This window comes from Ralstonia flatus, from assembly GCF_958439105.1.
Lineage (GTDB): Bacteria > Pseudomonadota > Gammaproteobacteria > Burkholderiales > Burkholderiaceae > Ralstonia > Ralstonia flatus.
The window spans coordinates 103232-116004 of sequence record NZ_CAUDLI010000007.1; the positions used below are offsets into that span (position 1 = coordinate 103232).

Consider the following 12773-nt stretch of genomic DNA (forward strand, 5'->3'; position numbering starts at 1 on the left):
CTATGTGACCCCTTCGGCCGCATGTTTTTTGACCAGCGCGACATCTGCGTCACGAAACATGAATTACAATCATTCTCATTTAAAGCCATTTCTCCCGCTTCGCCGGTAGGCTCTTCATGCAACTGCAGCGCGTCGTCACCCTCATCCTGTTCTACCTGCTGACATCGGTTTCAAGCGCGTACGCCGACACGCTGTCCACTCAAGACAAGACCAAGCAGGTCTGGCAATTACTCGACTATCTGGCGGTCGATTACGGTCGCTCCGTCAAGGACGGCCAGGTGGCCAATGCCGATGAGTACGCCGAAATGCAGGAGTTTGCGCATGCGGCGCAGCGCCAGATTGCCGAGTTGCCGGCGGGGCCACAGACGCAAGCCTTGCTCAAGGATGCTGGCGCGTTGCGCACGCTCATCGCCGACAAGGCCGCACCCACCGTCGTCGGTGAACAGGCGCATAAGCTCGCGGACAGCTTGCTGGCCGCCTACCCGGTGCCGATGGCGCCCAGCAAGGTGCCCGACCTGAAGCATGGAGCTACGCTGTATCAAAGCCAGTGCGCGTCCTGCCATGGCAACACCGGACACGCCGATGGTCCGCTGGCCGCCAAGCTGAGCCCGCCCCCCATAGCCCTGGCCGATCATCAGCGCGCCCAGGAGCGCAGCGTCTTCGCCCTCCAGCAGATCATCACGCGCGGTGTCGAGGGCACCTCGATGCCGAGCTTCGCGCAGCTCACTGACGATGATCGCTGGGCACTGGCCTATTTTGCGTCGACCTTGTCCTATTCCGATGCGGACCGGCAAGCCGGCGCCAAATTGTGGGCATCCCGCCCGGAGCTGCATAGCGCGGTGCCGACGCTCGCCAAGCTCAGCCAGACGCCAGAAGCGTTGCTGGCCAAGACGATCAGCCCGGATGCCGCGCGGCAATTGACCGCCTATTTGAGAAGCGCGCCGGATGTGCTGAACGCCTCCAACGCAGACAGTCTCGCAATCGCCAAGGACAAGCTCAAAGAGAGCGTAGCCGCCTTCGACCAGGGCGACAAAGCGACTGCCTCGCGCCTGGCGCTCTCCGCCTACCTCGACGGCTTCGAGCCGGTCGAACCGGCCCTGGCCGCCAAGAACCAGTCGCTGTTCCAGGACATCGAAAAAATGATGGGCCTGTATCGCAACGCGATCACTACCGGTCAGGCCGAGCAGGTACGGGACATCGCGCAGCATCTGCAGACGATGCTGACTGAAGCCCAGGATGCACTGGGTGGCACCAACGACCCGCTGTCGACGTTCCTGGGCGCCTTGACGATCCTGCTGCGCGAGGGCCTGGAGGCACTGCTTGTCGTGGTCGCCATGATGGCCTTCCTGAAGAAGGCCGAACGCACCGACGTGCTGCCATACGTCCATGCCGGCTGGATTGTTGCGCTGGCCGCCGGTGGACTGACGTGGGCCGTCGCTACCTACCTGGTGGATTTGAGCGGTGCCAGCCGCGAGATGACCGAAGGCTTCTCGGCAATCTTTGCGGCCGTGGTCCTGCTCGGCGTGGGCATGTGGATGCACCAGAAGAGCCTGGCCGGTCGCTGGCAGGCCTATGTGAAGCAGAAGCTGTCCTCCGCGCTGAACAAGCGCTCGGCGATCATGCTGTTCGTGCTGTCATTCGTGACGGTGTACCGCGAGGTGTTCGAGACCGTGCTGTTCTACGCCGCGCTGTGGAGCGAAGGGAACGGCATCTACCTGCTGGCCGGCTTGGGCTCCGGGATTGCGATCCTGGCGATCATCGCCGTCGTGCTGCTGCGCTCCTCGGCGCGCCTGCCGATCCGCCAGTTCTTTGCCTTCAGCTCGGCTCTGGTCGCGGTCCTGGCAGTGGTGCTGATCGGCAAGGGCGTTGCGGCGTTGCAGAAGGTTGGTTTTCTGCACATCACGCCGATTTCGATGCCGCGTATTGACGTGCTGGGGATTTACCCGTCCATGCAGACGGTGATCGCACAGGTGGCGATCTTGCTGATCATTGTGCTCAGCTTCGCGTATAACCTCCGATCGCAGAAGGCATCGAGCAAAGCGTAGTCGCTACCTTGATTTGAGAGTTCAATGGCGGATATCGACAGGTATCTGCAGGCAGCGACCCGCGATCACACACGGCGCAGCTATCAGTCCGCCATCCGTCATTTCGAGCAAGAGTGGGGTGGCTTCCTGCCGGCCAGCGCCGACAGCGTTGCACGCTATCTGGCTGAGCACGCACAGACGCTTTCCATCAACACGCTGCGCCAACGGTTGGCTGCGATCGCGCAGTGGCACGTTTCGCAGGGCTTTCCCGACCCCACGCGAGCACCGCACGTCCGCAAGGTGCTCAAGGGCATCCAGGCACTGCACCCCGCGCAGGAGCGGCGCGCCAAGCCATTGCAGCTCGCCCAGTTGGAGCAACTGGTTGCCTCGCTGGATGCGCAGATCGCGACCGCCTCGTCTGAGGGCAACGCCCATCAACTCCAGGTGCATACCCGCAACAAGGCGCTGGTGCTGATCGGCTTCTGGCGGGGCTTCCGGTCGGACGAACTGAGTCGGCTGCAGATCGAGCACATCACGGTGGAGCCCGGCCGGGGCATGACGATTTTCCTGCCGCGCACCAAGACGGACCGCAACCATGTCGGTACGACCCACAAGGCGCCCGCGTTGTCGCGCTTGTGCCCAGTCGCCGCCTACGAGGCCTGGTTGGCGGCGTCCGGCCTGACCGAGGGCCCCGCGTTCCGCAGGATTGACCGCTGGAGCCGAATCGCAGCCGATGGACTGCAGGCCAGCAGCATCGTGCCTTTGTTGCGCGCGCTGCTCCATCGCGCAGGACTGCCGCAATCGGACCGCTACAGCAGCCACTCACTACGACGGGGCTTTGCAACCTGGGCGAACTCGAACCAGTGGGATCTCAAGATGCTGATGGAATACGTCGGCTGGAAGGACGTACGCTCGGCCATGCGCTATATCGACGCGGCCGACCCATTTGCCCAGCATCGGATCGAAACAGCGCTGTCGGTCGCACCCCGGCCGGGCATTGCAGTCTGACAGGTCCGGTCTGGCGGACCTCTGCCATTGCTTTGACGCAGTAACCTTGCATGAACCTCTAATAAACGCGATTGCGGCCGACCCGTGCCAAGCAGGACTTCATGCTTGGCTCGCACGCCGGCGAGGTGCCGCCTCCAACAGGGCATCCTGAAATTGGTGGATCTTGAAGCTCAAAACGCCCCGGAAATTCACATGGGCGAAGTGTGCCGGCCCCATGCGGCGCAGCCAGTCATCGTCGATCCGTTGCCCCTTGCGCTGCCACGTATCCACCGTCGTTTGCATCCGCTCGGTATTCCAGGCAATCACCAGATTGGTCAGCAGCGAGAGCGCCCCGGAAATCGCGATCATCTCGTCCTGGCGGCGACCGCGCTCGTGTTGGACCTTACTCATATAAATCGCCCGCTGGAGATGGTGCACGGATTCACCCCGATTGAGGAGCGTGCGCAACTCGCGACGAAACTCGATGTTGCTGAAAAAGTCGCATAGGAACAGCGTGCGCAGCAGCTTGCCCAGGTGATCCGCTGCCCGGTGGATCGGGTCACCCTGGGCAGCACTGCCGAAGCGTTGCAGCGCAACGATCGCGCTCACGCGCCCCGCGTGAATGGACGCCACCAGGCGTAGCAAGCCATCCCAGCCGTCGCGGATCGCCTTGAGGGAGACCTCGTGCGACACGGCAGCCGACAATCCCTCCGTCACCGACAGGGCACGCGGCAGGTACAGCTTGCGCTCCGACAGGTTGCGCAGCCAGGGACAGAGGTCAAAGCCAAGTAGCTTGGCCACCGCCATCCCCACGTTCGTGTAGCCATGGGTGTCGACGGCGAGCCGCAGCAGCCCACCGTCAGCGCGGGTTTCGTTGTGACGCATGACGCCTTCGATCGCCGCGCCAGTTTGGCGCTCGTTGAGCACCATCGGCTGGTTGTAGACGATCCCATGCTGATCCAGCACGTGCGTATAGACGCCAGCGGCGTGCGTGCGTCGGCGGGGATCAGCGCGCGCGTAGAACAGATGTGGGGACGTGTCCAGGCTCATGGAGTCGCTGGAGGCGAGTTGGCCGGTGCCCCATAGATCGGTGATCGGGTGCGTGCGCTGGAACTCCACCACACGTTCGTTGGCGCGGCGCAGCCGGCCGGGCATTTCCAGGGAGCGCATCGCGGTGGAGACGTGCGCGAGGTCCAACTGCGGGATCATCGCCGCGACGCCCTTGGCATCCAGTTCGGTGCCGTGCGCGATCAGGGCTGCATAAAGGGAGACGAGTTCGTGGGCATCCCGCGCCTTGCGCGCCAACAGCACTTCACTGAAATTGGTGCGCGCATCCATCTCCAGAATCATGTCGGCAAACTGTGCGCTGCCGATGTCCTTGAACAGCAGATCTCGGGTGCGTTGAGGCGTGGTATCCGTGGTCTGCGCTTCCAATGGCGACAAATGCAGGATGCCGTCCGCGTCGATCGTAAAGTGGCCAGCCTCACGGGCCTCGTCCAGCGCAGCGAGACCCGCCTTCAAATGCTCGGTCAGGCGATCAAGATAGAGCCTCGCTTGGCTTGGCAGGCCGAGCGAAGACAGATGCCGGTCGCGGTCGACCTCCCACTGTGCCGGCGGAATCAGCAACTGGTCTCGTTCTCGAAACGACAGGCTATGGTTGATCCACACCGTGCCGCGGCGCAGCCCCTTGCGCAAACTCATTACAGCAGAGGCCTCCAAGGCACGCAGCGCGCGCTGGCGGTCCTCACCGTCGACCAGGTCGCGCCAACTGGCGCTCACTGGCACATTGCAGTCTGGCGGCAACTCCGTCATGCCCCGATCGTGCAAACCGCCAACGAGATCGAGTTGGCGCATGGCAGGATCGTTACCGTGACTGGCGAATTCCAACGCCCGCAAGGGTGTCAGGAGGTTGCGGAGTCGGTGGTGGTCTTCGGTAAGGGTTTCGCGCACGCTTGCGGCGTGACTTGCCGGCGGCCGACTGGACAGACCCTTAAGCAGCTTGCCGATGTCGGCCAGTCGGTCCTCGGCCGAGCGGCGGGTATCGTCCACCAGGGCCTTGATCTCCACCAGTTGCTGCCGGTATTCGATCGCCGAGCGGGCTTGCTTCGTCGTGGTCTTGTTGTACGCCTGCCGGACCAGGTCTGAGATACGGCGCCCGCTTTGGTACACCATGGCGTCAGTCAACTCCAGCAAGGTGACACGCAGGAAGAACACCAGTTCGAGCGTGCGCGTCGACGCTTTGAGTTCGCGGATTTTGGCGGGACGGCGGGCCTGGATACGTTGGCCGTAGGCCCGCTGTTTCTCGATGGGGACCGCGTCAAATGTCCAGGTATGCGCGCCGAGGTCCTTCAAGAAGCTGATCTTGGCCAGCATCTCGGTCATCGTTGACGGGCTGTGGCGCGCGGGTGGGGTCTTGAGCCATTCCAGCACCGTCGTGCCCGATGTGGCGTGCTGGGCAAACACCGCAGCCTCGGCCCGCAGGATCTGCTCGCGCGAGACCACCACGTCGATCATGGCCAGCAGATCCCGCTCGATGCCCGCCCAGATGGAGCGGGCCAGATCCTGCAGCGCACGCGTCGACGGGATCAGAATGCGCCGTTCGTACAACCAGTAGTGCGCGTGCTGAAGCAGTTCCTCAACGGTCAGCGATTCGGCGGCGTCCTGACGCATCCAGGCTTCGAGTCCGGCCCATTGCTCGTCATCGAGGCGTGTCAGGCCCAGATATTGGAGGGCCCAGACCTGATGCTCATACAGCGTCGGGTATCGCTGGTAAATGGTGCGCAGCGAGGCGATCGTTGGTGTCTCGACGGCGAGTTTTTCGCCGATATAGCGCAGCAACTGACGGGGGAGTGTGTTGAGTTGGTCCAGCGTACGGCCGCTGGCGCGCAGAAAGACCAACTGAATGGCGACTCCAGGGCGGCTGGCGCGTCGGAACTTCTGGTTGATCGCGGCGACATCGCTAGCGGTCAACGCGAAGTAATGCTCGACGTCGAACTCCGGCAGACGCGTGGGTAGGGAGTCTCTTCCCACATAGCGAAATTCCAAGCCCGGCATCTTGTGCCCCCGTCAAGGTGGCGCGATCCGAAATCGCGGGCGAATATCGTACTCCCGAAGTCACTGGAGGGCAGCAGACAATTGTCGGCAGAGACCTGGGGCCCTTATGAATAAAGGCTCTGCGGGGAAACCGTAAGAAAATGCACGAAAAGGACAATTACCCCGCAAACTGCGGAAACAACGTGGCCAGCGCCTGCTGATCGGTTTCGACGAACGTGCGCAGGCCATCCATCGCGACGACCAGTTGGTGATCAAACATGTCCGCTTCATCCGACAGATCAACGCGGACCGAGGCCTTGAAGGCTGCGAGCGCCTTCTCGCGCGTCACGTCTGCCCCCATCCAGCCCAGACTGCGAATGAACGTGTGCACTTCTTTTTTTCTGTGGGAGAAGCCGTTCAGCATCGACGGCTGAGATTTGAATCGTAGTCATTTCGATATCTCAAAAAAAAAATGGTCCGCCTCTGGTGAGAGCGGACCAATATGGTTGGTGGAACCTACTGAGTGGCCAGTGCGACCACATCGATGACAGCATCGGCCTCGTCGACCAGATCGGGTGTTTGCGAGATGAAGAACTCCCGCTCATACCCTCCCTGGCGCAACACCTCGCGCTTCATTTTCATGAACTCGCGCTTGCGCTCCGGATCAAGCGGGCCATCCGCCTCGTCCGTGAACAACGTCTGGAAGGCGGTGCCGGCGCCCTGCGCGCGATATAGCGCAATACCACGCGTCAGGCATTCGTTGATCCACACCTTCTGCCCGCCGGACATGACCGCGAACTCCTTCTCGCTGTCAGCCTGAGCGTCGTGGACACGAATCTCAAACCCCTCACGCTTATCGCCGTTGGCCAGCTCCGTTTGCGTGTGGATACCGATTGTGAATCGGGGTCCATAGCACGCCAGGAGCAGGTCGTTGACCTTCTTCGTGATTTCAGGGCCTGCATCGTCGATCGACAGCGCAATCACACCGTCATTGCCCAAGGCCTTGCCGAGCAGCTTCCACGACGAAATCTCGTCGGAGATCCGCTCTGCCTTACGCTGCACAACGGGTAGTGCCTCCAGATCAACCAGGAGGCCCTGCCGCTCGGTGCTGAGCGCAGTCTGAGTCCGGATCAGTGCTTCAATCCGGCCTTCGAACTGGGCAATGCGCTCGCGCGAGCTGGCAACCTGACGATCAAAGTCCGCGATCTTTCCGGTAACGTCGGCACTTTGCAGTGACGTAACCTCCCGGTTGATCGTGGCCAACTGATCGTCCGTCGCAACAACGTCGCGCTGGTATCGCTCCTTTCGGGCGGCAGCTTCGGCGTTCAGCTCGACCAGATCACGCTCGGCCTTCGCCAGCGCCTCTTGGGCGTCGTCAAGCAATGGCTTCTGCGCAGCAAGTTCGGTCAGCCGTTGCAACTCCCGTTGGTCGGCCGCCACCTGCCCCTGCAGTGCTCGAAGTGAAGCACGTTGGCCCGCCAACGGCGCGAGCTGCTCATCGAGCGCCGTCTTGAGCTTGAGCTTGTCCCGGTAGCCGGTTCGAAGCTCTGCCAACGAGATCCGCACTTCCGTGAGATCCGTGCTCGCCCTGCGCGCCTGAGCCAGCAATGGGCACGTCGAGTGCATCGGATTGTCCCGGCACGGAACAGACTCAATGACGTCGGCCTGGCCCTTCAGCGACTTTTCAAGGACAGCCTTCGATTCACCTTGACCGGCCATGTTTTGCAATTCGCCGATGATGCGCGATTGGTCAGGCACAACCTTTTCGAGCTGAGCAATCCCCTCTTGCAGCCGAATTGCCTCCGACTGTCGCTGCGTGACGGTCAATTGCAAAGCATCACGCGAGGTTGCGGCCGCCAGGATGGCGGTGCTGCTGGCCAGGATTGCGCGGCGGCTTGAAATGACGGCCCCCAGTTCCTTGGCTTGCGCCTCGGTACGTTGCACGGCAGCCCGTTCGTCGTTGTCAAGCGTTCGGCGCCTTGCTTCCTGGGCCACCTTCTGTTGGCCAAGCTCACGCATGCGCGCTTCTGCTACGGTGCTGCTCGCCTGCTTGGCTGCAAGCGTCGCACGCTCCTGAACCATCTGCGCATTGGCCTCCAGCTCACGATCACGCGCCTGGCGGGTCTCAACCAACGAGGCCTCCGCCTGCTCGATCTCCAAGGAGAGTCGTGCAACACGATCGCGCCGACCAACCAGGCTGGTGATGTTGTGCTGAACGACATCCAAAGCACGGCCGAGGCACTTCGCCACGTCCATAGCCTTGCCCGACAGCTCACGCATCCGCTCCAGACCAAGCAGCTCAGCAAGCAACTTCTTGATTTCAGAGGTCTGGTAGCCAGCAATCGGCCGTCGGTTCTGGGCAGAGAAGACACTGGTGAAGAACGCCTCCGATGATCCGAGGACCGATTCCACACAGCGGTTGTACGTCTCCGCCTTACCGTCAGACAGCGATCCGTCTGCCAGTTGAACCGGTTGCCATACGCCGTCCGAGCCAAGCACAAACAGGTAGTACTCGGCCTTGCGCGTCTTGCCAGAATTACGAAACGCGAACTGTGACCGGTATTGCTGGCCATCGTGCTCCCATTCCAAATCCTTTTCGGCCCGGGTACCCGTGAGGTGGTCCCAGTACGAAAACGCATCGGCCGACATCTTCGATGCATGGCTAGGCATCAGCGGATACGGATGCAGGTTGTCCATGATCGTCGTTTTGCCGGCACCGTTAGGGCCCATCACGGCGATCAGTCCGGTCGGCAGCTCGCGCAGGTCGACCGTCACACTGTCGCGGTGCATCCCATCCAGGATGCCGCGAAAGCCAGACAGGGTCAGTTTGAGAGGTCGCATGGTGCCCCCTCACCGCTGAAGCCAGTCATGTAGTAGTCGCCGGGGATCTCCAGCACCTCACGCGAGTCGTCATACGTGACGACGACGTCGACTTCCGGCTTGCCGGCTAGTGCGCGCTCGAACGAACGCACGGCCGCGAAAAATTGCGTCCGTGCCAGGTCAAGCACCTCCGGAAAGGTGGTGCATGCGGTCAAGGCCTTGAGTTCAGCCTCACTCCACTGGCTGGTGTAGCCGTTGGAGAGGGACCACAGAAGGTTCTGCACCTGGACCGTGGGCGCCACGGTAAAAACCGTGCGCTCACCGTCCGTTTCGACAGCCATGACGAGCATGTGGCCGCGCGTGGCGATCACCGCGCCACGACCATGACCGAACGGCTGGAACAGCATCGCACGAGTGAATTCGTGCTTGCCCACCAACCGCGCGGCCAACTCGGAGGCCGGCAGATCGGCTTCAAAGCAACGGGTCCACTGGGAACCTGCGGGATAGAGAATCATGATGCACTCCAAAAATTGGGCGAAGCGCATCCCCAACGGGTTGTGCGCCCGTCCGGGTTCAAAGGAATAGGTACTGCTGGTCGATGCGTCGTAGACGCGGGGAAAACCGAGTTTCGACAGCCCCGAAGGCTGTCGGAACGTGGCTCACACGTTCAAGGGTTGGGCGGCATCTGCCGCGAAAAGGTCATCGGTCAGCCAATCCAACGACGATTGGTTCTGAACTTGGTCAGCGTCCTGCCAGGCCGGCTGAACTGTCACCGGCTCAGCCGTGGCGGACGCCACCGTTTCACCGTTGTCGGCAGCAGACCCGCTCTCCAACGAGGCGACCACTCGATCCGCGATGTCTTGCGGCTCCAGTGCCTCCAGGATGGACAGGCGCTCCAGCAACGCGTCCGGCTTCACGTCGGTCAAACCGCACCAACGCTGAACCTTCTCACCGAGAGTCGCCGCGCGGCTGATGCCCTCCGCACGGCTTCTGACGGCAGGCAACACACGCGGATCCAGCTTCAGCTCCGCGGCGCCGGCGAACAGCGTGCGGATGGCCTCGCGGTCGACCAGCTGGCGATGCTCCTCGTCAATGGTCCAGCGAACGCGCACGAACTTGTCCTGCGTTTGCTCGGCGATGTTGGCCAGGCGCTCCATATCCGGCGGGCCGTCGAAATCGACACAGACCGTTTCGCGCGCCGGCGTTTCCACCTGCACCGCTTCGGCCCGGCCCGGCTTGATCTGCCAGCTCAGGTAGCCCTTCTTGCCCTTTTCGCCGTAGTGGAAGCACCCGATGGAACCGGCGTAACCGACCAGCCGGCCTTCGCGTTCCCACAACTGCATCGCATGGATATGTCCCAGCATGAAGGCATCGCACTCGGCTTCGAACAGCGCGCCGAGCGAGAACTCATGGTCGAACCCGGCCATCGGTACGCCGTGCTCGGTGTAGCAGCCATTGACCGTTCCATGCGACACACCGATGGTTCGGATGCCTTTGGACCGCAACAGCCGATTCACCTTGCCGGCGGCACCCAGGAATACCGTCAGATGCTCGCCCACCGCGGTTGCCGCATCCATGGCGCCCACGATGCCCGCCAGCACAGCCTTGTTGACGGTCGGAACGCAGGTGAACACAGCAGAGGGTGTGCCCTCCTGCAGCAGCGTTTCCAGCTCTTCGACGGTGAACAGCGGGCCGGCCGATGGCAGGAACGTCGATCCGACGAGCGCAACCTGGTGAATGCGATCGGCGACGTAGACGGGGTGGCGGCTACCGATCAGCCGGAACAGGTCCAGCGTGCCCGGCGGCTCATGCGAGAAGGTCCCCTGCAGCATGAGGACCGGCATGTGGCCCGACAGCGCATGAATGCGCTCGGCAAGCACCCGCAGTGCCGGCGTGTGCGCGTCGAGCCGATGATCGGTTGCGTCACCGGAAACGATACCCACATGGCAACCACGCGCGACCGCATCTTCCACGGCGAAACCGAAGCATCGGTCCGCTTCCACCAACCGCTCAGTCGAATAGTGCAGGTCGGAAAAATGACCCACGTGAAGGCTTTCGCCATCGTTGGGCATGCTCACCTCCTATGGAATAGCCGCAACCAGAACGGTCACAGCAACAGAAAAGAAAAACGGCGTCGGGGGAACTCTCGACGCCGCACGTTGATGCTACGACCAGGCGCCAAGCCGGCGCAGGTCAAGCTGAGAACAGACTGCCATCGAACTCCGCTTTCACCTTCTCGCGGAAGGCGGGAGGAGACACGAGAGCCACACCCATCTCATCGATCAGCGCTCGCATGTCCTGCTCGCGCTTGGTCCAGCCCTTGCCAAACTTGGAGTGTGCGTACACGCGCAAATGCTCGCGCGTTTCCTGCCCCTCCATGCCCAGCGCCACGATGAGACGTTCAAACTGCTCGGCGATAGAGCCGCCGACAGGCGGCTCGCTCTGCGCTCCTGGCTGACCACCCTCCTCGCCTGACGTTGGCGTGGCAGTGGCGGCCGGCTCGGTCGTCGGGTGCTCCAGCAGGGCAACCGTCTGCGTACCCACCTCGATCGCAGCACCAATATGGTCAGCGCCATCCAGCAGCGCGCCCAGGTCGATTTCGGCATCCAGCGTGGTGAGCCATTGTTTCTGGCGTACCGGCAAGCCGTTATCGTCGATGCGGGAAATCTCCACTTCCTGCTTGGAGAGCCAGAACCTGGTGCCGACCAGACGGCCGCCGCGCGCAATCGCCACAGTCTGCATGGCCGCATGGGCCTTCTGCAGGACGTAGATCGAATTGGTGGGCAACTCAATCAAGCCAAGGCCTCGAATGTCAAGGATCGCAAATAGGAAGCTGGCCGTGAGGTTGCAGTGTCGGTCCTGGTATTGCGGGCAGACCTGCGGGTCGCATACGCCATCGGGAATGGCGTCGTCCTGGCGCAGGATGATGGTGCGGCCGCCGAAGATGCGCTTTGCACGCCTGGCGCGGTCACTGCGCTCGACAGGTGCGTACGTCTTGCATTGACGAAGACCATCCGCCCCGTACTGCGACCAGAACACCTTTCCCGTGCCGTTGAATACCGCCAGCTCGTTGGGGATGTTGCGCAACCAGTCGTCGAACGCAAAGACGACCGGAAAGCGCCAGAGCTTGAGGCCGTCACCGCGATCCTCCCCGTATCGGGTCAGGATCTCTTCCGCGATGGCAGGATTCGTGAAATCACTGCCACGACACGTGAAGTACGGCGTATTGCGGGGGATGAGGGCGTAGCTCAGGCCGGTTTTTCGTTCGATCTCGGAACCGATGTCCTCGAACGAGAGCCCTTGGGCGAGAAGCGCGTCGTGAATCTGGACGGCTTGGGGATTCTCCCTGGCCTTCTTGGTGAGGACCTTGATGCCAGGGCGGATCTTTCCAATGACGGGCGGCCGCAGGGGCCGCTCCTCAATTATGCTGCGCGGGGTCGCGAAGCCTGGGTGGGTTGGGATTGCGTGCATGAAACGCTCCTGTTGTTCAGGTACTGAACGACTTTGGAACGAAGGGTCTCAGCACGGTCCCCAAGATGCAGGGCGGCGTCGGCCCCGCGTTGGGTCGTTACTTCGTTGAGATATGCCGCTCGCGCGGCGTCGGAAAGGCTGGCAACGTGCGCCGCCTCGCAAAAATTTTTCCAGCTGTACGGCTGGTCCTTGTACTTCGGTCGACGGGCGTGGATCAGTTCGGCGATCTGCGCCTTGATCTGGGATTGCAACGTCATTTCGAGTGCCATGGTCAGCTCCTCCGTGTGGGGTCTCTCACTTAAAAGCAAAAAAAGCCCGCTCCGGTAACCGGAAGCGGGCTTCTTGTGAGAAACCTGCTGCCACGCCCCTTTCGGGGGCGTGGCTCACAGGGAGCGTCGTGCCAATGCACTTCGCTCAGGGGGGAGAACGTAAAGTCGT

At 62.2% G+C, this 12773-nt stretch carries 9 protein-coding genes; 2 read left to right on the forward strand and 7 right to left on the reverse strand.

From position 1 onward, the window contains the following. Window positions 1-116: 116 nt before the first annotated feature. Together R2676_RS16925 and R2676_RS16930 are read left to right on the forward strand one after the other, a co-directional pair. Window positions 117-2045, forward strand: coding sequence for an FTR1 family protein (locus R2676_RS16925; RefSeq protein WP_012435721.1), 1929 nt, complete (start codon window positions 117-119; stop codon window positions 2043-2045). A 24-nt stretch (window positions 2046-2069) separates the two neighbouring features. Then, a complete protein-coding gene (locus R2676_RS16930; protein ID WP_012435720.1) occupies window positions 2070-3032 on the forward strand; it encodes a site-specific integrase in 963 nt (320 codons plus the stop codon). 99 nt (window positions 3033-3131) lie between these two features. Here R2676_RS16930 and R2676_RS16935 read toward each other — a convergent pair whose 3' ends face one another. The 7 genes from R2676_RS16935 to R2676_RS16965 form a co-directional block, all read right to left on the reverse strand. Further along, window positions 3132-6065: a Tn3 family transposase gene (locus R2676_RS16935; RefSeq protein ID WP_012435719.1), complete on the reverse strand. Its 2934-nt coding sequence runs from the start codon at window positions 6063-6065 to the stop codon at window positions 3132-3134. 157 nt (window positions 6066-6222) lie between these two features. Further along, window positions 6223-6468 (reverse strand): hypothetical protein, encoded by a 246-nt coding sequence (locus tag R2676_RS16940; RefSeq protein ID WP_012435718.1) that lies wholly within the window; start codon window positions 6466-6468, stop codon window positions 6223-6225. A 92-nt stretch (window positions 6469-6560) separates the two neighbouring features. After that, the gene (locus R2676_RS16945) at window positions 6561-8885 is read right to left on the reverse strand and encodes a sbcc family protein (protein ID WP_012435717.1); all 2325 of its coding nucleotides are present in this window, start codon (window positions 8883-8885) and stop codon (window positions 6561-6563) included. Then, window positions 8867-9379, reverse strand: coding sequence for a hypothetical protein (locus R2676_RS16950; RefSeq protein WP_012435716.1), 513 nt, complete (start codon window positions 9377-9379; stop codon window positions 8867-8869). The genes R2676_RS16945 and R2676_RS16950 overlap by 19 nt, the downstream gene beginning before the upstream one ends. Window positions 9380-9523: 144 nt before the next feature. Beyond that, a complete protein-coding gene (locus R2676_RS16955; RefSeq protein ID WP_012435715.1) occupies window positions 9524-10936 on the reverse strand; it encodes a metallophosphoesterase family protein in 1413 nt (470 codons plus the stop codon). Between the two features lie 121 nt (window positions 10937-11057). Then, entirely contained in the window at window positions 11058-12335 is a 1278-nt protein-coding gene (locus R2676_RS16960) for a recombination directionality factor (RefSeq protein WP_012435714.1), read from the reverse strand. After that, window positions 12287-12604, reverse strand: coding sequence for a DUF7696 family protein (locus R2676_RS16965; protein ID WP_012435713.1), 318 nt, complete (start codon window positions 12602-12604; stop codon window positions 12287-12289). Before R2676_RS16965 ends, R2676_RS16960 begins: the two co-directional genes overlap by 49 nt. Window positions 12605-12773: the final 169 nt, after the last annotated feature.

Excerpts from the sequence above, each read along its gene's own strand:
- R2676_RS16945 (WP_012435717.1), bottom strand. The coding sequence starts at position 8,885 with ATGCGACCTCTCAAACTGACCCTGTCTGGCTTTCGCGGCATCCTGGAT.
- R2676_RS16955 (WP_012435715.1), bottom strand. The coding sequence starts at position 10,936 with ATGCCCAACGATGGCGAAAGCCTTCACGTGGGTCATTTTTCCGACCTG.
- R2676_RS16960 (WP_012435714.1), bottom strand. The coding sequence starts at position 12,335 with ATGCACGCAATCCCAACCCACCCAGGCTTCGCGACCCCGCGCAGCATA.
- R2676_RS16950 (WP_012435716.1), bottom strand. The coding sequence starts at position 9,379 with ATGATTCTCTATCCCGCAGGTTCCCAGTGGACCCGTTGCTTTGAAGCC.
- R2676_RS16935 (WP_012435719.1), bottom strand. The coding sequence starts at position 6,065 with ATGCCGGGCTTGGAATTTCGCTATGTGGGAAGAGACTCCCTACCCACG.
- R2676_RS16940 (WP_012435718.1), bottom strand. The coding sequence starts at position 6,468 with ATGCTGAACGGCTTCTCCCACAGAAAAAAAGAAGTGCACACGTTCATT.
- R2676_RS16930 (WP_012435720.1), top strand. The coding sequence starts at position 2,070 with ATGGCGGATATCGACAGGTATCTGCAGGCAGCGACCCGCGATCACACA.
- R2676_RS16965 (WP_012435713.1), bottom strand. The coding sequence starts at position 12,604 with ATGGCACTCGAAATGACGTTGCAATCCCAGATCAAGGCGCAGATCGCC.
- R2676_RS16925 (WP_012435721.1), top strand. The coding sequence starts at position 117 with ATGCAACTGCAGCGCGTCGTCACCCTCATCCTGTTCTACCTGCTGACA.